Annotated in this window: 20 protein-coding genes; 12 read left to right on the plus strand and 8 right to left on the minus strand. The window is 43.5% G+C overall.

Annotated elements, in window-relative coordinates; translation table 11 throughout:
* Positions 1-36 precede the first annotated feature (36 nt).
* The 3 genes from ACN6KS_RS06955 (at position 37) to ACN6KS_RS06965 (ending at position 4,098) form a co-directional block, all read left to right on the plus strand.
* A complete protein-coding gene (locus ACN6KS_RS06955) occupies positions 37-1,269 on the plus strand; it encodes a pyridoxal-phosphate-dependent aminotransferase family protein (RefSeq protein ID WP_094871238.1) in 1,233 nt (410 codons plus the stop codon).
* A 237-nt stretch (positions 1,270-1,506) separates the two neighbouring features.
* Positions 1,507-3,321 carry an adenine deaminase gene (locus tag ACN6KS_RS06960; protein ID WP_440961655.1) on the plus strand — a complete coding sequence of 605 codons (1,815 nt, stop codon included), beginning with the start codon at positions 1,507-1,509 and terminating at the stop codon, positions 3,319-3,321.
* Between the two features lie 324 nt (positions 3,322-3,645).
* Complete coding sequence (locus tag ACN6KS_RS06965; RefSeq protein ID WP_094877416.1) at positions 3,646-4,098, plus strand: IDEAL domain-containing protein; 453 nt, start codon at positions 3,646-3,648, stop codon at positions 4,096-4,098.
* Positions 4,099-4,189: 91 nt separating this feature from the next.
* On the opposite strand, the gene hemH is transcribed toward ACN6KS_RS06965, so the two are convergent.
* The gene (hemH, locus tag ACN6KS_RS06970) at positions 4,190-5,203 is read right to left on the minus strand and encodes a ferrochelatase (RefSeq protein ID WP_440961656.1); all 1,014 of its coding nucleotides are present in this window, start codon (positions 5,201-5,203) and stop codon (positions 4,190-4,192) included.
* A 493-nt stretch (positions 5,204-5,696) separates the two neighbouring features.
* Between hemH and ACN6KS_RS06975 the strand changes: the two genes are divergently transcribed.
* Positions 5,697-7,988, plus strand: coding sequence for an FMN-binding protein (locus tag ACN6KS_RS06975; protein ID WP_440961657.1), 2,292 nt, complete (start codon positions 5,697-5,699; stop codon positions 7,986-7,988).
* Between the two features lie 199 nt (positions 7,989-8,187).
* Complete coding sequence (locus ACN6KS_RS06980; RefSeq protein WP_094871230.1) at positions 8,188-9,144, plus strand: 3'-5' exoribonuclease YhaM family protein; 957 nt, start codon at positions 8,188-8,190, stop codon at positions 9,142-9,144.
* 218 nt (positions 9,145-9,362) lie between these two features.
* Here ACN6KS_RS06980 and ACN6KS_RS06985 read toward each other — a convergent pair whose 3' ends face one another.
* Positions 9,363-10,001, minus strand: coding sequence for a 3'-5' exonuclease (locus tag ACN6KS_RS06985; RefSeq protein ID WP_094871228.1), 639 nt, complete (start codon positions 9,999-10,001; stop codon positions 9,363-9,365).
* Positions 10,002-10,222: 221 nt separating this feature from the next.
* Between ACN6KS_RS06985 and ACN6KS_RS06990 the strand changes: the two genes are divergently transcribed.
* Both ACN6KS_RS06990 and ACN6KS_RS06995 read left to right on the plus strand, forming a co-directional pair.
* Positions 10,223-10,840: a DNA-3-methyladenine glycosylase family protein gene (locus ACN6KS_RS06990; protein WP_440961658.1), complete on the plus strand. Its 618-nt coding sequence runs from the start codon at positions 10,223-10,225 to the stop codon at positions 10,838-10,840.
* Between the two features lie 22 nt (positions 10,841-10,862).
* Entirely contained in the window at positions 10,863-11,567 is a 705-nt protein-coding gene (locus tag ACN6KS_RS06995; RefSeq protein ID WP_440961659.1) for a DNA alkylation repair protein, read from the plus strand.
* A 36-nt stretch (positions 11,568-11,603) separates the two neighbouring features.
* Here ACN6KS_RS06995 and ACN6KS_RS07000 read toward each other — a convergent pair whose 3' ends face one another.
* Complete coding sequence (locus ACN6KS_RS07000; protein ID WP_094877411.1) at positions 11,604-12,287, minus strand: PspA/IM30 family protein; 684 nt, start codon at positions 12,285-12,287, stop codon at positions 11,604-11,606.
* A gap of 47 nt (positions 12,288-12,334) precedes the next feature.
* Positions 12,335-12,553: a PspC domain-containing protein gene (locus tag ACN6KS_RS07005; protein ID WP_042185808.1), complete on the minus strand. Its 219-nt coding sequence runs from the start codon at positions 12,551-12,553 to the stop codon at positions 12,335-12,337.
* A 287-nt stretch (positions 12,554-12,840) separates the two neighbouring features.
* On the opposite strand from ACN6KS_RS07005, the gene ACN6KS_RS07010 reads away from it, so the two are divergent.
* Entirely contained in the window at positions 12,841-13,254 is a 414-nt protein-coding gene (locus tag ACN6KS_RS07010) for a zinc ribbon domain-containing protein (protein ID WP_094871221.1), read from the plus strand.
* Positions 13,255-13,333: 79 nt separating this feature from the next.
* Here ACN6KS_RS07010 and ACN6KS_RS07015 read toward each other — a convergent pair whose 3' ends face one another.
* The gene (locus ACN6KS_RS07015; RefSeq protein ID WP_440961660.1) at positions 13,334-14,437 is read right to left on the minus strand and encodes a GerAB/ArcD/ProY family transporter; all 1,104 of its coding nucleotides are present in this window, start codon (positions 14,435-14,437) and stop codon (positions 13,334-13,336) included.
* A gap of 144 nt (positions 14,438-14,581) precedes the next feature.
* Here ACN6KS_RS07015 and ACN6KS_RS07020 point away from each other — a divergent pair, with 144 nt between their 5' ends.
* The 4 genes from ACN6KS_RS07020 to ACN6KS_RS07035 all read left to right on the plus strand — a co-directional run bounded on the left by ACN6KS_RS07020 (position 14,582) and on the right by ACN6KS_RS07035 (position 19,421).
* Positions 14,582-16,096 (plus strand): spore germination protein, encoded by a 1,515-nt coding sequence (locus ACN6KS_RS07020; protein WP_094871215.1) that lies wholly within the window; start codon positions 14,582-14,584, stop codon positions 16,094-16,096.
* A complete protein-coding gene (locus ACN6KS_RS07025; protein ID WP_440961661.1) occupies positions 16,093-17,316 on the plus strand; it encodes a Ger(x)C family spore germination protein in 1,224 nt (407 codons plus the stop codon). The genes ACN6KS_RS07020 and ACN6KS_RS07025 overlap by 4 nt, the downstream gene beginning before the upstream one ends.
* 507 nt (positions 17,317-17,823) lie before the next feature.
* The gene (locus tag ACN6KS_RS07030) at positions 17,824-18,597 is read left to right on the plus strand and encodes an SDR family NAD(P)-dependent oxidoreductase (RefSeq protein WP_094871209.1); all 774 of its coding nucleotides are present in this window, start codon (positions 17,824-17,826) and stop codon (positions 18,595-18,597) included.
* Between the two features lie 464 nt (positions 18,598-19,061).
* Complete coding sequence (locus ACN6KS_RS07035; RefSeq protein WP_094871207.1) at positions 19,062-19,421, plus strand: hypothetical protein; 360 nt, start codon at positions 19,062-19,064, stop codon at positions 19,419-19,421.
* 65 nt (positions 19,422-19,486) lie between these two features.
* Here ACN6KS_RS07035 and nrdF read toward each other — a convergent pair whose 3' ends face one another.
* From nrdF to nrdI, 3 genes are read right to left on the minus strand one after another with little or no spacing between them, the layout of a single operon-like run.
* Complete coding sequence (nrdF, locus tag ACN6KS_RS07040) at positions 19,487-20,446, minus strand: class 1b ribonucleoside-diphosphate reductase subunit beta (RefSeq protein ID WP_440961662.1); 960 nt, start codon at positions 20,444-20,446, stop codon at positions 19,487-19,489.
* A gap of 39 nt (positions 20,447-20,485) precedes the next feature.
* Complete coding sequence (gene nrdE, locus ACN6KS_RS07045) at positions 20,486-22,570, minus strand: class 1b ribonucleoside-diphosphate reductase subunit alpha (protein ID WP_094877406.1); 2,085 nt, start codon at positions 22,568-22,570, stop codon at positions 20,486-20,488.
* Complete coding sequence (nrdI, locus tag ACN6KS_RS07050; protein ID WP_094871201.1) at positions 22,557-22,916, minus strand: class Ib ribonucleoside-diphosphate reductase assembly flavoprotein NrdI; 360 nt, start codon at positions 22,914-22,916, stop codon at positions 22,557-22,559. The genes nrdE and nrdI overlap by 14 nt, the downstream gene beginning before the upstream one ends.
* Between the last annotated feature and the right edge of the window lie 37 nt (positions 22,917-22,953).

Consider the following 22,953-nt stretch of genomic DNA (forward strand, 5'->3'; position numbering starts at 1 on the left):
CGCCGAAGGCGTTGATGCTTGAAGGGAGAGATCATCATGAAGCGTTACGAAGATTTGTCGCCGTCCCTGCGCTGCATTATGACTCCGGGTCCGGTGGAGGTGGATCCACGTGTGCTGCGGGCGATGTCTTTTCCCGTGCTGGGGCAGTTTGATCCCGAGTTCACCCATATGATGAATGAAACGATGGAGATGCTGCGGGAGCTGTTCGCTACCCGAAATACATGGGCTTACCCGATAGATGGGACCTCTCGCGCTGGCATTGAAGCGGTGATGGTCAGTTTGATTCTGCCGGGGGAACGTGTGCTGATTCCGATCTTTGGACGTTTTGGACATTTGTTGCATGAGATTGCTGAACGTTGTGCAGCTGAGGTATTCGTTTTGGAAAAACCATGGGGAAGTGTGTTTGAACCAGATGAAGTGATAGCGGCTATGGAGACCTTTAAGCCGAATGTGGTGGCGATGGTGCATGGTGAGACCTCTACAGGACGGGTGCAGCCACTCGCGGAGATTGGCAGAGCCTGCCGCCGAATGGATGCTCTATTCATAGTGGATGCAGTTGCAACTCTTGGGGGCATTCCTGTTGAAACGGATGCTTGGATGCTTGATGCGGTCGTGGGCGGCACACAGAAGTGCCTGTCCGTCCCCTCTGGAATGGCACCGATAACGTATAATGACCGCGCTGAAGCTAAGCTCATCACCCGGAAGCGAGTAGAACGTGGGATTAGAACCAGTGATGTCCAGGCTGGTGAACGGTCTTTTGTCCGCAGCAACTATTTCGATCTAGGCATGCTTCAGGATTATTGGAGCCCGCAACGTCTTAATCATCATACAGAGATGACCTCTATGCTCTATGCACTACGGGAAGGCTTGCGACTTGCGCTAGAAGAAGGATTGGATGCCAGATTCGCCAGACATCAGCTCCATGAAAAAGCACTTATAGCTGGTTTAGCAGCGATAGGGCTTGAACTTTACGGGGAGCCTTCTTGCAAACTTACCGTTGTGACCTGTGTGCTGATTCCTGAGGGCATAGAGGGGGAATCTGTACGCACGCTGCTGCTGGAGCGGTTCGGCATTGAAATTGCCAGCTCCTTTGGACCTCTGAAAGGAAAAATCTGGCGCATTGGCACGATGGGCTTTAGCTGCCGTACAAATAATGTGCTGCGTTTGCTGGGAGCTTTGGAAGCAGCGTTGCTGCGACATGGATTTGGAGTGGCTTGCGGTCTTGGTGTTCAGGCGGCACTTGACGTATATGAGGAAAACGTAAGATAATCGTTGGAATAGATGCTGGCGGGTGAGTTCATACCAGGGGCATGTCCGGATTGTTGGACAATCTTTGGATTAAGAAAACGGCTATCATCTACAGGGATGACGGAGCCGTTTTTTCGTACAATATCAGATTTGCCAACTATGATAACAACACAGCCGATGCTTAAGCAATCCTCTATTATTATGAATCTATTCATTACATCAAGAACGCACATGGATACTAACGGGGGAGAGATGAAAATGACAGCTTTTACAAGAAAGCCTTTAGCAGATTGTGTACCTGAGCTTGTGGCTACGGCCAGAGGAGATAAACCGGCAACACTAGTAATTACAGGTGGGAAGCTGGTCAATGTATGCTCTGGTGAAATTTTAGAAGGAATGTCTGTTGGTGTGCAAGGTGGACGTATCGCTTATGTTGGTAAAGATGTGACACATATGATTGGTGAAGGAACTCAGGTCATTGAGGCGAACGGTAAGTATATAGCTCCGGGACTACTCGATGGCCATTGTCATATTGAGAGCACCCAGCTTACCGTTACAGAATTCTCACGCGCGGTTCTGCCGCTGGGCACAACAGGCGGTTTCTTTGATGCTCATGAGATTGCTAATGTATTCGGGCTGAAAGGGATTCAATTAATGCTCGATGAGATGCGGGGAACACCGTTAGCGGCTTACATGCAGGTAGCTTCTTGTGTGCCTGCGGCAGGTGCGGAATTCGAGACAACGGGAGCTTCTATTGGACCAGAAGAAGTGGCAGAAGCCTTTACTTGGGGACCTGACGTGATTGCGCTGGGTGAAGTGATGAATTTTCCTGGCGTTGTTTATGGCGATGAGAAAATGCTTGGAGAAATTCAAGCTACGCTGCGGGCAGGCAGATTTGTAGACGGTCATTTCACATGGCCTTCCAGCGACTGGAGACTGCCCGTGTATGCGGCGGCAGGTGTGACTGGCGATCATGAATGTGTGACGGCAGACGATGTGATTGAGCGCGTTCGACTGGGGATGTATTCCAAAATGCGCCGTGGCTCCGCTTGGCATGATGTGGCTAAAACAATTACAGCCCATACAGAACACGGCATTGATACACGCCGAATGATGCTGGTAACGGATGATCGTAGTTCGGAATCCTTACGAGATGAGGGGCATATGAATTTCGTTCTGCGTGATGCTATTGCTCAAGGTGTTAAGCCCATAACAGCTATCCAAATGGCTACCATTAATACTGCTGAACGCTTTGGTTTAGCGCGGGATATCGGTTCTATTACTCCGGGTTCTTTTGCAGATATCATTCTTCTGGACGGGAATTTGGCAGATGTTAATGTAGTGCTGACGATTGCCGCAGGTGCAGTAGTTGCTGAGAACGGAGTAATGACGGCAGAGCTTGCTGAATTCACCTATCCGGAGGAAGTGTTGGCTTCGGTTCATTTGCCACAGCGTCCTACTTCAGAAGATTTCATCATTGCTGCTCCAATTCAAACAGGTGAACTTACTACAAGAGTTATTAAGGTAAGAGAAAATCATGTGGAGACTATTGAGCGCATGGTTTCGATACCTGTAGTGGAGGGGCAACTGGATGTAAATGCTATAGAAGGTTTGTGCAAAATCGCCGTGCTCGAAAGACATAAAGGTACAGGCAATAAATCAGTGGCCGTTGTCGAAGGTATTGGATTTAAAGAGCCGGCTGCCATTGCGATGACGGTTGCTCATGATAGTCATAATGTACTCGTCATCGGCAATGATGATGAGTTAATGGCTAAAGCTGCAAATGCGGTGGCGGATGCCCAGGGTGGTGTTTGCATGATCACGTCCAGTGGAGAGACGTTATTCCCGCTGGCTATTGCAGGCCTAATGTCCACGGAACCCTTCGAAATTGCTGCTGCAAAATCAGCTGCGATCAGCAAAGCGCTATATGATGCTGGCTGTACTTTGAACTACGCGTTTATGACCTTATCGCTGCTTGCTTTGGCAGTTATCCCGACATTGCGAATTACAGATAAAGGACTGGTTCGGATTTCACCGGAAGACGGAATACAGCTAGTGCCGCTGTTTGTTTAAGCAGAGTTAACTAAATAACAAGTAGGCAAAAGACTGTTTAGAGGTCGTTTATGACCAATCTGAACAGTTTTTTTTGTTATGAAAATAATGAGATTTAAGTTTTTTAAGTATACATATTAAACAGATGGACAAAGATTGAAACATTTTTTTGTGGAATTAATGAAAAAATATTAACAAAGCGTAGTCAGTTGACGATAATAATGTTAAATTAGATAAAAATTAAAGTGAATGGATAGAGTTAATTTTACATGATTGGCATATAACGAAATTAAAGATATCATTAGATTTCAGATAGCCCAACTAAGAGGGACGAGGTGCATAGAGATGATCAGACTAGAAACGCAAGACATTCTAAATATTAGCATGAAGCAAATGGCTAGTATTTTTAAAATGAAGCCGCTTGAGCTGAGATTTGTCACCGATTTTCAAGGTGAGAAATATCTCTTAACCAATGATAAGCTACACCTCAGCAACCAGCAGTATTGGGCAAAGGTTATGGAATGTGTCTTTGAGGATCATGTTAGACCTGTGCTAATGTGTGAGGTGTTATATTTCCTGCGTAATGAATTTCTGGAAAGTGATATTAAGATTTGCTTCTCTTATAATTATGCAGAGGATGGGAACGGAGAAGCTACGGCAATGGCTGAAGTCTCGTTTAATGACTCTGCTGATTTAGAGCCGAGTGAGATCGCCGAGCTGATCGACTTTGCATTGACCTTACAGGATAAGCAATGGTTCCATGAACTGACTACTAAATATAAGCAGCTTACAGCTTAAGGATCTTTTTAATTCTTAGATCTTATGAACTGGCATAGCAAACCGTTTTGTCTGCAGCAAAGAATATTTGCGGACAAGACGGTTTTTTATGTTACCAGCCTATGGCGTTTTGTGCAACATGCTGAGCCAGAAATTGAAGCCAGTCCTCATGATTATTCAAGCAGGGGATCGCTGTGAAGTCTTCAGCATGTCCTCCTCCAGCCTCGAATTGTTCGCGCCCTTCTATTGCTAGCTCGTGCAGCGTTTCCAGACAATCCGTTACAAGTCCCGGTGAGAATATTAAAGGCTTATGAATTCCGCGTTCCGCTAGCTTTCCCAAAACATCAGCTGTAGAGGGACCTACCCATTCTTCGCGTCCGAAGCGTGATTGAAAAGTAAGCTGCCAGCGTTCGGGCTCCCAATTCATAGCTGAAGCGAGAAGACGCGCGGTTTCCATACATTGCTCTGGATAGGGATCACCTGTATCTGCATAACGCTTGGGAATGCCGTGGAAGGTTAGGACGAAATAATCAGGATCAGAGTTGAGAAGTTTCATTTGCTGAAGTAAATGCGACTTCATAGCTAAAATATAACCGGGTTCATTGTAATAAGTATCTATAAATCTGAGCGCTGGAATCAGTCGCTTCGTAACCGGTCCAGTGGAGCTTTGGCGTCCTAATGCAGCAAAACTTGCTTGATCGAAGACAGATGCCGTCGTAGTGGACGAGTATTGCGGGAATAGCGGCACAATGATGATTCGTGTGACTCCGGCAGCTTCCAATTTGTTCATTGCTTGCTCCATACTGGGTTCGCTATACGCTAAGCCCAGCTCTACTTGATAATCCGGACCTAGAAATGCTTGCAAACCAGACTGCTGAGTTAATGAATGGGAGAGTAAAGGTGATCCTTCTGTTGTCCAGATTTGTCTGTACAGCTCAGCCGAGCGGCGTGGACGAAAGCGCAGAATAACGCCTCGCAGCAAAGGCTGCCAGAGCAGTGGTGAATAATCTATAATTCGGCGGTCGGATAAAAAACGTTTCAGATAAGGACGTACCGCCTTTGCAGTAGGTGCAGTAGGTGTGCCAATTTGGGCGAGAATAACTCCAATAGGTGGCTGTTTGTGCAATGGATTTGACTCCTTCCCATGTTAGAGATCGTTTTAAAATAGCATATCTATTCTTGAAAACACAATAATCGAGATCACGTTATTTACATAAGGAAGAGGAAGAGGGGATATTTTCTGGAAAAGATTATTAAAAATCACAATCTTGAGCAAATAGTGATATTTCTTATAGGGTGTGTGATTTTAGATACAGAGGAATGGCGGAAAACTTTGGTAGTATCAAACCAGAAATTGATGAAAAAACGCATTCATTCTTTTTCTATCATCTTATGTGAATTATTTCACCTTTTATGCGGTTTATTGTTAAAAGGAAGGAATGAATAGATTTAAGGCATTCTTTTTTGGAAAGTGATGGGTCGCGCATTGGCATGAGAGGGGGGATGGGTTCTTATGAAGAGAGAAGTCACGCTTCATAAGAAGAGAAGGGGCACTGTGAAAGGTAAGTTTGGTTAAGAAAAGCTATATATCACTGGGGATTTGGTAAAGGAGAATTTTATTGAAAAAACTAATTTCTTTAACGGTTAGCGCGGCAATATTGTTAGCGCCATTTGCTTACACACTTAATGTGCCTGCTTTGAACTTGAAGGTGGATGCAGTATCCGCAGCTTCTGAAGAAGCGGATGCACCAGCAGTCAAACCAACAGCAAAACCAGCAGCAACAGCAAAGCCAGTAGCAACACCAAAAGCAACAGCAAAACCAGTAGCAACACCAAAGCCAACAGCAAAACCAGTAGAAACACCGAAAGCAACGGTAAAACCAGTAGCAACCCCAAAGGCAACAGCGGCACCAGCAGCAACGACAAAACCAGCTACAACGCCAAAAGCAACCGCTGCTCCAGCGGCTACAGTAGTTCCAGCAGCGACTGTTAAGCCTGTGCCTACAGCAATTCCGGTTACAGTTAAGGAAAATGTATATCAAGATGGAGTTTACGTAGCGTATGGCGATGCTTACTCCAAAGGTACCGAAGGCGCTAAGATCGAAATTAAAGATGGAAAAATTACTAGCATCGATCTCCTGAGAACCAGCCCTAAGCTGATCGACAGAGATGCTCGTAACAATTATAGCGCTTTATGGCAAGCTTATGGATTGATGGAGAATAAATTGATTGGCAAGACAAGAGATGGAGCAGCTGCAGTAGACGCTGTTTCGGGAGCAACACGCTCTAGTAATGGATGGAAATTGTCTGTAGACAGAGCGTTTGAAAGAGCTCTAACAGTGAAAGATACAGATGCAATTTACTTTGATGGTGTTCATATGGGCATAGATCCTACAGGTAAATATGCAGTATTTGCAACCTACGAATCCAATAAGCTCACAGCTGTTAAGGTGTACCCGCTGAACAGTTCCGGTGATTTCGTGGATGAGAAGGCCTACACAGCTGAGCAATTCGCAGCAGTTGCAGCTATAACACCAGCATTGCTGGCTAAAGGAACAGCTGCAGAGCCTGTTGCAGGACTCGAAGCCGACTTTAAGGCTGCGATTAATGCCTTCTGGGATGCTGAGCAGAATGCAAAGATTGACAATGCTTCTGCTTATGTAGACGGATTCTATTCCTCTTATGGAACTGCAAGAAGTGTGGGTGTTGAAAGAGCTGACATCGTGATCCGCAACGGTAAGCTAGTGGATGTGAAGCTGTTCAGACTTGGGAACAACCTAATTGACAGAGGTGCAACAGCTTATGCGGAAGTTGTAAAAGCTAATGCTCCGATGACAGCTAAGTTGCTTGCTAATGGATCTTACTTCACTAACTATGATGAGAAGGTTGATGGAATTTCTGGCGCTACAGAAAGCAGTCACGGTTGGAACCAAGCCGTAGAAAGAGCTTTTGAAAAAGCACTAAAAGTTCCTGGTGAAGTTAGATATTTTGACGGAAAATTCGCAGGTGTAGATAACCAATCTAAAGTATTACTGCTTGTTGATATGGCTTCAGATGCAGTTACAAACATTAAAGTAAGCTTGTTCAGTGCTGACGGCAAGCTGATCGCTGATGACAAGCTAAGTGCAGAACAAAAATCACTGGTGGGTACACTTACTTCAGGATTACTTGAAAAAGGTGTGCAAATGTCCGATATCACAGGTCAAGAGGAGCTATCCGCAGCTGCCAAAGCTGCACTGACGGATGCTTTGACTAACGCATCCAAAGTTCAAGGGACCTATAAAGACGGAACGTTTACTGCATTTGGTGATGCTTATGATAAAGGAACAAATAGAGCAGACGTTACACTACGTAACGGTAAGATCGTAAATATTGCTTTGTATCGTGTAGGAATGAATCTTGTGGATAGAGGCAAAGCTGCTTACCCAGAGGTGGTAAAAGCAATTCCACAATTGACTTCTAGCTTCCTTGCAGCAGGTACTAGAGAAGCTGTGCAAGCTGTAGACGCTGTTTCCGGTGCAACTAGTAGTAGTGTAGCTCTCAAGGCTGCGGTGGATAGAGCATACGGGAAAGCTGAAATTGTAGAAGCTAATAAAGCGGCTTACTTCGATGGAATCTTCATTGGTGTAAGTGCTGATAAGCTTGTGAATGTTATGACATATGTAGAACATGGTGTTCCTGTTAAAATGCTCGTTTACTATTTAGATAAAAACGGAAATACAAGACCGGTTAACCAGTTGACTGACGCTGAGCTGGCTGTGAAGAGCGAGATTGAGTCGACTTCCACAGGTTATAGCTTACACAAGTATGGATATCGCGCAGCAGCCTTCGGAAATAATGATGCTGAGAAAGAAGTATCTGCTAAAGTGGTAGAAGCTATTAAATCAGCCCTTGAATCCGCTGGTAAATAAGCAGTTATCAATCAATACTTAATCTATACAGGGGGTTATTCTAGAGCCATATTATGGCCCGTGGAGTAACCTCCTTTATCTACCTGTACATAAAAGTGAAAATAGATCGTATAGTGATTTAAAGGGATTTTGGACGTGAGTGTCTAAAGTTTAATATAGAGAGCAGGTACAAAGCCTGTTATTAATAGGAGGCTTCAACATGACACAAATTAAACAGCTCGCTCCACAGGATGAATTTGTTGGCTTTTATCTCTTAAGAGAGCTAGCGATCAAACAAACGAACGGTACTCCTCCAAAGGATTATTTCGACCTGGTCTTGGGAGATTCCAGTGGACAATTGTCCGCGAAATATTGGGACGTCAGCACAACCGATAAAGAAACTTTTTTTCCTATGGCACTGGTGAAGGTTCGCGGGATTGCGCACACTTATCGTGAGAAATTGCAAATCAAAGTAACCAAAATCAGATTGGTGAACGATGAGGATGGCGTAGCGTTAACGGATTTCATTCGCTCCGCTCCTATTCGTCCAGTAGACCTTATTCATACGATTAAAGGGGTTATGGCAAGCATTACAGATCCGGAGATTGCTTCGATTGTCTCCTTTTGTGTAAGCAAAGTGGAAGAGAAATTGATGCATTATCCGGCTGCCAAAACGCATCACCATGCTTATTTTGCCGGACTTGCTTATCATATGGTCCGTATGCTGGAGATTGGGGATTTTCTGTGCAAGCAGCGTCCATTCCTGAATCCAGATTTAATGAAAGCTGGAATTATTCTGCATGATATCGCGAAGCCGGAGGAGATGGTCTCTCAGCTCGGGATTGTCTCAGAATATAGTGTTCAGGGTAAGCTGATTGGTCATATTTCGATGGCATCTAACTGGATTACGGAAGCGGCCATCCGTTTAGACATTGATTTGAATTCAGAGAAGGTTCTAGCGTTACAGCATCTCGTATTGTCACACCATAACCTGGGTGAATGGGGCAGTCCTGTTCAGCCGCAAACGGCTGAGGCCGTAGCGCTGCATCATATTGACGCGATGGATGCGAAGCTGCAGATGGTCGAGGATGCGCTGGATACCACACCAGAAACCGAAGAATGGACGCCATTCATCAGAGGATTGGAGAATAAAGCAGTATATCGGATGAAGATTTAGTATGTTGTGTTGATCTTGGTTGGTGATCTGGAAGAACCGATGGGATGTTCACTGATCGCTGATAGAATATACGGAATTCTTCCCTATAATGACCAGAAAGGTTAGATTTCTTCATAGTGAATGAATCGGCATGTATGCTATATCATTTCGAATGCAAAACACCCAACCAGCTGTTATAAGCCGATTGGGTGTTTTTTGCTAAACAACTTAATATTTTCTTATAAATAGAAGTTTTTCGTTCTTTGATTGTTCACAGGTTTCTTAGCAGGCTTACTCTTACGAGCAGAAAAAGGAGTGTATCCACCAGCAAACATTGTTCCGCTAGTATATCCTTGGCTGCTAGAGAGCAAAAGCGGGTCAAGGTGTGATTCTCGCTCCATAAGCATTAATAGAACTAAAGCCGCTGCGCGTGCGTCATCGAGAGCGTCATGGTGCTTCAGCTCAATGCCGAAATGCTCGGATACTACATTAAGTTTATGAGAGGGAAGCTCGGGCAGCATTTTTTTCCCTAATAAATAAGTACATAAGTATTGAAAGCTCGGATAGCTTATGGACATCCCATCGAGGCAATACCGCAGTACACTCATATCAAAAGCGGCATTGTGTGCTACAACGATTCGTCCATGCAGCAAAGGTTCAACGGCGGGCCATAATTCGTGAAAAGTAGGTTGACCGATTACCATGGAGGGGGTGATGCCATGTATCGAAATGTTCATGCCGTCAAACCGCTGTTGCGGATCGATCAGCCAAGAATGTTCTGCAGTGATAACGCCATCTTTAACTTCCACAAGTCCTAAAGCACAGGCGCTGGATCGACTGGAATTCGCCGTTTCAAAGTCAATTGCTATAAAGTCCATTCGTAAAGCTCCTCATCTATCATATATACATTCATATTAAAGTAGTAAAATGATAAATACAATCTAGTACAAGTTACAAATAGTAGTTGAGTAAAAATAAGGTGTACAAGAAGTGTTGTAGCTTTTTCAAGTTTCGTTATCTTGCTATCCTATTCAAGAATCCGTACACTGCAAAATAGATATTGTATATTATTGTTAAGCTAAAAACGGGAGGACATACTTTGGGAGTTGTAATCACTAAATTTTTTGAATATGGACAAGCAGAAATCGATTACCTCGGAAGTGTGGACCCAGTGCTAGGTGCGGCGATGGCGCGAATGGGGAAAGTGGAACGTGTGATTATTCCAGATCTTTTCACTGCGCTTATTTATGCCATAGTAGGTCAGCTAATCTCAGTCAAAGCAGTTCGGACCATCTGGACAAGAATGCAGGCTCAATTCGGAGAAATCACTCCGCTGCAGCTAGCTTTACACACGGCGGATGAGATTCAGGGTTGCGGTATGACGATGAAAAAGGCGGTTTGTATTCATGACATTTCCAAGCTGATTGCTGATGGGGCGTTTAAGCTGGAGGAACTACATGGGTTATCCGATCAAGAGGTTATTCAAAGACTCATGAAGTTAAAAGGCATCGGTAAGTGGACAGCAGAGATGATGCTAATCAATTGTATGGAGCGGCCAGATGTAGTTAGTTGGGGAGATATCGCCATTCGTCGTGGCATGATGAAGTTGTATGGGCTTGATACGCTTACCAAAGAGCACTTCGAACAATACCGTCTCAGGTACTCACCCTTCGGTTCGGTAGCATCCATATATTTATGGGAGATTTCATTTCAATAATTAATACGTAGGGAGCATTATAGTGGAGAAATCAATAAAGGAACAGCTAGTGGAGTTGGCAGATGCGGACTACCAGAAGTTTTCTGCGGCTTTACTTCCGACGATTGATAATGTGATAGGAGTCAGGCTACCGGAGCTGCGTAAACTCGCCAAAACCATTGCAAAGGGTGACTGGAGAGCCTATTTGGAGCACGCCGAGTCAGATTATTTTGAAGAAGTAATGCTGCAGGGTATGGTGCTTGGTTACGTGAAAGCAGAGTTTGAAGACATCCTGCGATATATCGCAGATTTTATCCCCAAAATCGATAACTGGTCGGTATGTGATAGCTTTTGTACAGGACTGAAGTTTACCTTGAAGAATAAAGAACAGATGTGGGATTTTATAGTTCCGTATCTATCATCTGACGAAGAATACGAGATTCGATTTGCGGTAGTAATGATGCTTAATTTCTTTATTGAAGAAGCGTACATCAACCGGATTTTACAACTACTCGATAAGGTCAGACATGAGGGGTATTATGTAAAAATGGCAGTTTCTTGGGCGTTATCGATGTGTTATGTGAAGCTGCCTGCGGCTACGATAGGTTATTTGAGAACTAATACTTTAGATGATTTCACCTATAACAAGGCTTTGCAGAAAATCACAGAGTCTTACCGTGTAGATCCGGAATCGAAAAAAATGATTCGTGGGATGAAGAGGAATAGAAAAAACAAGCCCCTTATATAGCTCAGTAGCTGAGAAATAAGGGGCCTGTTATTATATTTATTTTTTGTCGGTATTGATTTTCCGGTTGCGGATACGTTCAATTTCATCATCAACAGCACTACGAAGGTTAGGATCAATGGACGAAGCTGCGCCTGCTCCTGAGTTGGATTTATACTTGGCGTTTTCCGCCAGAGCTTCCCACTCGAAAATCTTCTCTTCCATTCGTTCGAAGCCACGTGAAGCGGTACCCACATTAGGTCCTTTTACACTGTTGCTATGAGGAGCGGAGCTTAGTGTTTCTGTAGCTTGCTGAGCACGAGCGATAAGTTCAGTTCTTTTCGCTTTAAGCTGTTCGCGCTCTTCTTTAGCTCTAGCGATATTGATCTCCAGCTCTGCCAGGGATTGCTGCGTTTGCACCTGACTATTGATACTCTCATCCAGCTGTTCTGTATACCGCAGCTTGGCCATGAGTGCAAGGCGCGCTCTTTCTTCATTTCCTTGCTCAACCGCCTGAACGGCTTCAGCTTCGCTTTGCTCTATCAACTGAGTATATTCTTGCTTACGGCGTTCCAATACACTCGCTGTAACTTTTAAATCACGCTCATTGCGTTCTGCCGCAGCTATTTCGTTCTCAAGATCGCGCAGATACTGACCTGTCAGTAGCACTGGATTTTCTAATTTGTTCAGACCTTCGTGTAGGGCAGCTTTAGTAAGGGTGGAAATTCTTTTGAATAAACTCATGTTATATCTCTCCTTAGTATGTTTGATTGGTATTAAAGGACGATCTGTTAATAGAAATCATGTCCATCCGAAAAGCTGCCAAAAGGTTCTTTAGGGACGATGATGCTGGCGATAAAGTAAAAGATAAGAACGGTACCGAAGCTGAAAAGTGCTGCCGCAACCGTTACGAGACGGAGAATTGTGGCATCGATGCCTGACCAACTGGCAAGACCTCCGCATACACCACTAATTTTCTGGTCACTTCTGGAACGATATAATTTTTTCATTTATTATTGTCATCCTCTCTTATGGGGGTGAGTATTATTAAATCTTGCAACCCGCTTGCTTATGTACTTATTGTATAGCCTTTTCGAATGCGGCAAAACGGCCTGAAGGCGGTTTTAAATACCAGACCTGAGTCGAGGTTCGTTCCCGCAGGAAGGCGGGGGAAATAAGTTCATGATTGTGGATGAACTACAAATCGCGGTTGAAGTTAGGTACAATAAAGAGAGGAATACTTGTGGCGGTGTCGAAATATGCTTATATATGACTACTACGGAATTGGGGGCTGAACATGAGCTTTTTTAACAAGGTAAAGGCAGGCGTAAGCGAGGCTGGGAATAAGGCAAAGACAGTGGTGGAGATCAATCGTTTGAAATTACAGAACAACAGCAAGCAGAATGACATTGACCAGCAGTATCAAGTAATGGGTAAACTGTTGTTTGAAGCTGTAACACAAGGAGCAGGACCACTGCCGAGTGAGCAGATCGAGAAGAATATTTCCCGTATTCTTGAACTGAAGTCGGAGATTGAGGTCAATCTGCAGCAAATCGCTGGGTTGTCTGATGTGAAGCACTGTAAAGCATGCGGTGGAAATGTGGCCATCGAGGCTCGCTTTTGTCCGAGTTGTGGATCAACCTTTGAAGTGTCAAATGAACCTATTCGTGACGTAACACCATCGTCGATACCTTTGGATAAGAAGGAATAAATCTACAACAGGCAAGTAATTCATTAAAAAAAGGACAGCTCAATAGCTGTCCTTTTTTTAATTTCGGAAGTGAGGTCGTTTAGCCTTTGGTTGCAAGACGTTTTTTAAAATAATACACAATTAGCAACATAAGCGGCAGAACAAATGCAAGAGTGAAATCCCAATCAACCCAGTAGGCAGGGATTTCCTTTACATAGAAAATGATGTCTTTGGCGATCAGTTGTGACATACCAAATAACAAAAATCCAGTGGGTATGATCAGTGGGCGATGGCTTTTAAGTTTAAATAATTGGGCTGTACCTAATGTTAAAGCATAGTAATAAATGGCTGTTTTGAAGTATGTACTGATAATCCATGCTGTAGCCATAAGCGCTTCAATACGTTGCAGAGAATTAGCAATATTAATTTTTTGAGCAAGAATATATGCGGCATAAAATTGATGTTCAGAAGCGTAAACACCAAGAACGGTAATGGAAAAAAATAAGATGAGGTTAAGTCCCAGAGCTCCGATGATCAAGGCTATGAAAATATCCCGGCTAGTTTTGCTATTCTTCTGAGCATAAGGATATACCATAAGAAACACGCACAATTCACCAAAAGGATAAAAAACACCATACATCAAAGTATGGAGCATGTCCGGTACTGGTGTGTTCATGATGGGGTATAAACGTTCCATTTTGACATCGGGTGTTAGCAGAAGCAGCAGACCGATCAAAAAAACTGCAAACAAAGGGAAAAAAAGCTGAGCTGCCCGTCCCAATGTCTCCAGACCCAATCGTACGCCATATACCAGCAGGAAAATGGCCATAAAACGGATAACCCCACCGGGTGTTTTCTCGTAAATCTGTGTACACATGAAATCTTCAATTTCTCTTATGTAAGTGGAAGCTGCAATCAGGAAGAACACTAGATAGAACAAGGCTACAGCTGTTCCGGCCCATTTTCCTAGAATTTGTAGGCTAAGCTCGATAATATTCTTGTCGGGTTCAATGTCTGCTAAGCAGAGCAACAGTTTTATGGTCGCCAGGCCCAAGGGAATACTAATCAAAGCAGCAATCCATGCATCTTGTTGCGCTCCTGATATCATTAACGCTGGATACACAAGCGCCATATCCCCAATAAATGTGAATAGCCCGAGTATAATCATTTGATTGGTACTAATTCGATCTTTCTCCAAATGCATATACCCCCTCAAATTTATTGGACTAGTTTTAGTATGGTTGTAGTTACCAGAATTATGCCATTCCGAATTTTAATCAGAAAGGAATAATTATCAAAATTAACATCAAACTATACTCATTAATCTAAGTGAAGTGGAGGCTACATCATGAAGAGCTCGGAGACTGTTAGACTATCAAACCGATTGAAAACCAATATTGATCAGTTGTACGGGTTGCTGGGCGGAAGTTCTGATGTAGTGATAAAAGAGTTGCAGATAGAAGAAAATACTCATATTTCTTTGATTTACATAGATGGTCTTGTAGATACTCAGGTGCTGCACAATTCAATTTTGTATTCTTTGCAGGAACATATTCCTTATGAACAGCTGGGGAAGCTTGAACCCGAGCAGAAGATTGAGATCATTAAGAAACAAATATTAATAGCCGGTGATCTAACCGTCATCGTTGATTTCAACCAATTTGTACACGAATTATTGTCCGGTAGTGTAATGCTGCTGCTCGATGGGACATCCACCGCTCTTCGGATCGGTTTACCTGGCTGGGAAGATCGCAATGTAGGAGAACCCAGTTCGCAATCGGTTGTACGAGGTCCAATGGAAGGATTCACGGAGAATTTGCGGACGAATACAGCACTGGTTCGGCGGAAAATAAAAGATAGCCATTTATGGCTGGAAACCGTTCAGATCGGAAGGGTGACTCAAACTAGCGTATCCATTATGTATCTAAGTAACATAGCGAATAAGGATTTGGTGCAAGAAGTAAAACACCGTCTGAATAAAATTGATACGGACAGTATTCTCGAGAGTGGATATATTGAAGAGTTTATTCAAGAGACGGCAGTTACACCTTTTCCTACTGTATACAACAGTGATCGTCCGGATACGATTGCAGCAGGTATTTTGGAAGGAAAAGTAGCCATTCTTGTTGATGGTACCCCTTTTGTACTATTGGTACCCACATTTTTTGTAGCATTTTTTCAGTCTGCTGAGGATTATTACCAAAGAGCAGATATTGGAACATTGCTGAGATTAGTTCGTTTTATTTCGTTTTTTATTACTTTGCTTGCACCTTCATTGTATGTTGCGATTACTACGTATCATCAGGAGATGATACCGACCAATCTTGTAATTAGTTTAGCTGCCCAGCGGGAGAGTGTTCCTTTTCCTGCTTTTGTCGAGGCGCTGATCATGGAAATGACTTATGAGATTTTGCGGGAGGCGGGGGTGCGGATACCTAAAAATATTGGACAGGCAATTTCCATTGTCGGAACGTTGGTGATTGGGCAAGCAGCGGTTGCGGCGGGTTTTATTTCCTCTGCAATGGTCATCATTGTATCGCTTACAGCCATTTCTAGTTTTGTTATTCCGGAGACAGGAATGTCTATAGCTGCACGGATGATCCGTTTTGTGCTTATAGCTTTGGCAGGATTTATCGGATTATATGGCATTCTATTCGGGATTTTTATCATCGTACTGCATTTGTCGAGCTTGCGTTCTTTCGGAATGCCTTACATGAGTCCGCTCGGACCTTATAACTCAAAAGACTTAAAAGACTCAATTTTTCGCTTTCCGTGGCCTTTTTTAAAGACAAGACCTGCTGAGAACAAGACTCAGAACCTATTTCGTCAAAGCACATCCAGTGATGAGGAATCAACACAATGAATAAAAAATTAGTTAGAGGCGCTCTTCGATTGATGATAGCTCTCCAATTTACTTTAGTGCTAAGTGGCTGTTGGGAAAGAAAGGAGCTAAATGAGGTAGCCTTTGTCCTGGGGATAGGGATCGACAAGGCTGAAACTGGTTATATAGTTTCGATGCAGGTCGTTATTCCATCTGCAATTTCCTCACAATCGAATGGAGGAGGGGGAGGTACTGGAGTCCCGGTGGTTGTTTATAAATTTACGGTACCTACATTTTATGATGCACAACGTATGTTGAATCTGGATAGTTCTAGAACGAGTTATCTTGGTCATATCCGGGTGTTAGTGATTGGGGAGGAACTTGCCCGCTCCGGAGTGGGCGAGATACTGGACGTATTTAAAAGAAGTCGGGAACCTAGAATGGATTTCTACGTTATGGTTGCCAGAAATACAACCGCTAGCGATGTCTTGAATGTCCTTACACCTATGGATAAATTACCAGCGAACAAATTATTTAGTTCCCTAGATAATTCTTATAAAGATTCAGCAAAAACAGTCGCTGTCACGCTGGATGATTTTATTGAAACTTTAATGTCCCAAGGTGAAAACCCTGTACTTACCGGAGTGGAAGTTATGGGAGATCCCAAAGAGGGTGGAGATAAAAGCAATGTAGAGCGAACAATGCCTAAGGCGAGATTGGAATACCATACTGTTGCTGTGTTCAGAAAAGACAAACTGATCGGTTGGCTAAACGAGGGTGAAACGATCGGTTACAATTATATCAATGATAAGGTAACCTCACATTCTGGTCCGGTAGCAGGGGAAGACGGAAAACCTATTGTTATCGAAGCGATCCAGGCTTCAACCAAACGCAAAGTAAAAATTATTGATGGGGAGCCGCATATTTACCTTAATGTGAAGACGCTTTGCAATATTGAAGAAGTGCAAAGTGTGGAGAATTTGGAACTGGTAAGCACTATAAGACGGTTGGAGAAGGAAACAGAGGAACGGATTATTGAGCGGATGCAAAACACTGTGGAGCAAGTAAATAATCGCTTCAATGTTGATATTATGGGATTTGGACAATCGATCTACCATGCCAGCCCTAAAGCTTGGGCAAAGCTACAGCAAACAAAAGGCGATGACTATCTTAAATCATTACCCGTCCATTATAGTGCCTCAGTAGTTATTAACCGCGTGGGTCTAACAGATAATTCTTTTCTTGAAAAAATCAAGGAGTGAAGCCAAATGATAATACTGTTTTTTTTGGTGATTGCTGTTGGTTGTATGGCACTTGATTTGCCTAAATTAATACGAAAGCGCCGAGTACGTGATCTTAGCGTATATTTTATATTTTGGATTTTGGGGCTTGGCGCGACCTTATGCGCGTTGTTAAAGTTGAACATCCCCAGTCCGCTGTTTCTAATTATCTTTATCTATAAGCCAATAAATAATTTGTTTGGAATATGGTTTCATTAACAACGACGGATTTGCAAACTACCAAACCCCTTAGAATATACATTGGATAAAACTTCTGGTTTTTCTGATGAAATTCTAAGGGGTGTATTTTTTATGTCGATCAAAATATTGATTGCTATATACAATTAAATACAATAAAGTTGTCATATAGAGGATAATTTTGTCGATTTTTCTGCAAAAATGTTCCAATTCGCATTGCATCAGGTGACTTTAGGGTCTATGAGGTTCGAATCCTCCTCCTGAAAAAGACAGAAGAAAGTGGTGCACATAATGAGTAGCAACAGATTTGAGAACAAAGTAGTTATTATTACAGGTGCAGGTACAGGAATCGGAAAAGCTACAGCCTTAAGAGTAGCAAGTGAGGGTGGTACTGTAGTAGTTGCCAATCGATCAGATGCTGGAGCTAACACAGTTGAAGAAATCAAAGCTTTAGGCGGGCAGGCGTTGTTTGTTCGGGCAGACGTTTCTCTTGAAGCAGACTGCAAAAATATTGTAGATCAAACATTGGCAGCCTACGGAAAAATTGATTGCCTTTACAACAACTCAGCAATTACAGGAGATAATGCGGATGTTACAGAATATGATCCGATATTGTTTCAAAAGGTGATTCAGACAAATCTTAATGGCCAATTCTACATGTTGCATTATGCATTACCACATATGAAATCCGGAGCTTCCGTTCTAAATTGTTCCTCTTTGCATGGTATTTTCATTGGGATGGCCAATGATGCAGCCTATTCAGCAAGTAAACATGCCATTGTAGGCATGACTAAATCCGTTGCCAAAGAAGTGGGTCACCGGAACATCAGAGTAAATGCTATTTGCCCTGGTCCTATCCCAACACCAACCATGAACAGATATGAAAAGCTGTTGTCTGATGATGTAGAGATGCTTCAATCTCTTATCGCTTCTGGAACGGCTCTGGGCAGATACGGTACGCCTGAGGAAGTAGCTGCATTTGCATGCTTCCTACTAAGTGATGAGGCTTCCTTTATTACAGGTACAGCACATGTGATTGACGGGGGCTATTCCGCAACAAAGTAATTAAGGATTAATTTACTTATATAACAACTAATATATAATATTAAAGGCTTTGCGGCGTATTCTGGTTCCAAAAACCTGTAGGGTGACTGGATTAAAATTGGAAGTCGCACGCAGAGTCTTTTTTAGTTGTCTAAAAACAGATTCTTCGTATGTTGGCAAATTGCATGGTTGTAAGGGACAGCTGATACACAAAAATGAATGAATTAAGGAAAATATGCCATGGATATGTTGGAATTTGTAGAAAATTGTATTTTAATATAAATAAAAAAAGAAATTTGTCGATAATAATATAGGTAATATGTATTAGTTAATATTCTAGAAAGGGTGTTGTTATAAAAACGATACAGGAAGTAGATGTCTTCGCCCTGAAAAAGCCTGGGGCAGGTATTTTTTGTCTGTGAAGTTACATACATTTTCATCTCTATCATTAAAAAAATAACTTTAAAACTTGGAGGAAAAAAATTATGCCATACACAATTAAGTACAACCAAAATGAGAACCATATCGATGTAGTATCTATTGATTTTTCAGCTGAAGATGTTCCAGGATACCTTAAAGACTTTGAAAATATCATGAAGCTTGTTAAACCTAAATTTACAGGAACAACTGATGTAACAGAATCTAAAAGTGTACTTACTCCTGAGGTTGCAGCTATGCTAGCCCCTACAGGTGCGATGGCGAGTGAAGCTGGTCAAGCAGGATGGGCTTATGTAACTAAAAATCCAATTTGGAGAATGCAATTGAAACGTATTTTTGGTAGAGATTTTGCAGATGCTTACGATACCTACGAAGAAGCCAGAACATACCTAAAAAGTTTGCAATAATCTAATATTACAGTTAGCAAAAAAGTGCGGAGAATGTTCTCCGCACTTTTTTGCTTTATCTATATTTAAAATTGAAAGTCTTCATCTTTTAGCGGCTCCACGTTAAGCGCCCGCACGTATCCGTTCCCTTTTTTCGAGAAGAAATCATGCTGCTTGGTGTGGGTACTGATACCATTCTGAACAATCGGGTTGATCTCTTCCTCGTCGAATAGCGGATCATGGCCCAGATTCATTATGGCTTTATTGGCATTGTATCTAAGGAAAGTCTTAACCTCGTCCACCAGTCCGATGGGAGCATAGATCTGCTCTGTATAACGTTCTTCATTCTCATGGAGCAGTCTAAGGAGGTCTACCAGCTTCTGGTGTAGCTCGCGTTGCTCGTCCTCTGGAAGCCCGTCAAAGATCTCCTGCGCCAGTACACCGACATATACCCCATGAATGCTCTCATCCCGTAGAATAAGGTCGATAATCTCACCGCTGCAAGTCATTTTGCCTTGACCGGCCAGATATAGGGGGTAGAAGAAGCCACTGTAGAACAAGTAGCTCTCGAGCAGTACTGAGGCTGCCATGGCAAGGTACAGATCTTTGGGTGAATCTATTTTTTTGTAATATTGTGATATGGTCTCTGCCTTGAACTGCAGATAAGGATTCTCTTCAACCCAGCGGAATACACTGTCAATCTCCTCCGTGGAGGACAAAGTGGTGAAGATGCTGCTGTACGATTTGGCGTGAATCTGTTCCATCATGCCCATAAAGCCAAGCACAGCCTTGCGCTGAAGGCCTTCGACATGCTCCATAATCTGCGGCATACCTACTCCGCCTTGAATCGTATCCAGCAGCGTGAGTCCGCCGAGTACCTTCATATAGGAATCCTTTTCTGTCTCGCTGAGTGTGAGCCAGGACATTTTATCATCGGATAATGGGATTTCATCGTCCGTCCAGAATTGCATAATGTTCTGATTCCAGAACATCAATGAGAAATCGTCGTCAGGACGGTTCCAGTTAACGGCTTGGATAGCGGTCATAATATGGCAATCTCCTTTTCTGCGGCTATAGCCTTCCAGTTAGATAGAGCAGGTGAGGCATTCCTCAACGGACAGCTTTTTGGTCCGGGTGTAATACAGCGACTTCAAACCTTTATGCGCCGCGTACAGATAGGAGCGGGCCAGTTCTCTGGTGGAGACATCGCTGTTCACATGCAGAACGGTCGAGATGCCCTGGTCGATATGGGGCTGGATTTCCGCGATCAGATCGATTACCTTGAACTGATCCATTTGGTAAGCCGATTTATAGAAAAATACATTATCCGGCCGCAGGTACGGCATTGGATAGTAAGTCGTTGAATTGGCATAAGTCCGTGTCTCAATCTGCTCTACAATAGGCATAACACTTGAAGTGGCATTTTGAATATAGGAAATGCTGGCAGTTGGCGCAATCGCCAAACGGTAAGCATGATATAGACCCTTCGCTTTTACTGCATCGCGTAGTTGTTCCCAGTCCGCAGGGGATGGGATGAAAATATCACCGAACAGCTCTTGTACTCTTGGCGTTACAGGGCGGTAATCTGTAGTCAGGTAACGCTCAAAATAAGCTCCTGTCGCATAATCAGAAGCCTCGAATCCCTGGAAAGACCGGCCAGTTGCAGCAGCGATCTCCATGCTTTTCTCCAGTGAATGGTAGTTCATGGTCATGAAAAAGGTCCGGGCAAAATCGCGAGCCTGTTCGCTTTCATAGGCGATCTTGTTCTTGGCCAGATAGCCGTGTAAATTCATAACACCGAGACCAACCGAGTGCATCTCTTTGTTTGCTTTGGCTACGCCTGGGGCATTGGAGATGCTGGTCATATCGCTGACAGCGGTCAGGGCGATCATGCCCTCATGTACCGATTCACGGATTTTGCCATGCTCCATCACGTTGACAATGTTCAAGGAAGCCAGATTGCAGCTAACATCACGGCGGATAGTATTCTCCTGCCCGTAGTCTGCAATCTCAGAGGTCTCCTGCAGCTGGAAGATTTCCGTGCAGAGGTTGGACATTTTGATCTGTCCTACGTTTTTCAGGGCATGAGCTTCATTGGCGTTGCTCTTGTTCATAATATATGGATAGCCAGATTCCAGTTGGATCATGGCGATTTTGGTCAGCATATCCCGTGCGCTCATGGCCTTTTTCTTTTTGACACGTGGATCGGCTAGCAGCTTATCGTACATTTCATCCAAATCCATGTCATCAAGATGCGTGCCGTAAGCTTTGTACACACTGTAAGGGGCAAATACATGGAGCGGTTCATTGTCCTTCGCCAGCTTATAGAAGCGATTCGGAATGATTAGGCCGATGGACAGGGTTTTGAGTCTTGTTTTTTCATCGGCATTGATCTTCTTACTGTCGAGAAATTCAAGAACATCCCAGCCAAAAATGTTGTAGTAAGCGGCTCCAGAGCCTTTACGTTGACCCATCTGGTCAGCATAGGAGAAGCCGTCCTCCATCAGCTTGAGCACAGGTATAATGCCTTTGGCTGCATCTTCAACCCCTTTAATGGTCTCCCCGCGGGAGCGAAGCTTGGACAGGTTGACAGCCACGCCACCGCCGATCTTCGACAGCTGCATGCAAGTATTTAGTACATAGTTGATCGAATTAAGCGAGTCATCCATTTCAATAAGGAAGCAGGACACTAGCTCACCGCGACGGCTCTTGCCGGCATTCAAGAAGGTCGGAGTCGCCGGCTGTAGGCGTTGCTCCATCATTGAACGGGCAAGCATGCTGGCAGTGTCGGCGTTCCCGCGTCCTAGGTGAAGGGCAACTGCCGCCACACGGTCCGGGTAATGCTCCAGATATTGCTTACGGTCATTGGTTTTTACAGCGTAATCCGTATAGAACTTCGAAGCTGCCATATAAGATGGAAAACTGAAGTTGTAGGCATGGGTAATTTGATAAACTTCCTCAATTTCAGCCACGCTGTACTGCTCGTAAAAATTTTCATAGAAATCCTGTTCAATCATATAATCAACCTTGGCCTTTGTATTCGCAAAAACCAGGCTACGCCGTTCTACATCCCGCATAAATTCGGCTACTGCCTCAAGGTCTTTATCCAATTGAAAGAAGCCACTTTCGTCTCTCTTCATCAACATGTTGTTTAATTCAATATGCCGCAACTCGGCTCACCTCCTGTTTAATTCGTTCTACATCACCAAATGTGCCTGATAGTTCAAATTTCCCAATAACTGGAACGTTGTACCGATCTGCAATCAAGTCTGCACTATTCGCGAACAGCTCGCCCCAGTTCTTGTTGCCGCTGGCGGCGATGCCCTTCAAATTGGAATAATTGTTCTTTAAGAAAGTAGACACCTTCTCTGGAATTTGTCCAAAGCCGGTGGTATATGTAATAAGCACATAAGGCTCATCAATGGTCATATGCTCTTCAATCTGCACAGCTGGCAGCTTAAGCTTACCAATGAAGCGTTTGACGTTTCCTGTTTTCGAATCGTATGCGACTAGCATGGAGTCTCTCCCCCTGTATATATTAAACCTACATTAA

It is taken from the genome of Paenibacillus nitricinens (assembly GCF_052056485.1).
GTDB classification, from domain to species: Bacteria; Bacillota; Bacilli; order Paenibacillales; family Paenibacillaceae; genus Paenibacillus_AQ; species Paenibacillus_AQ nitricinens.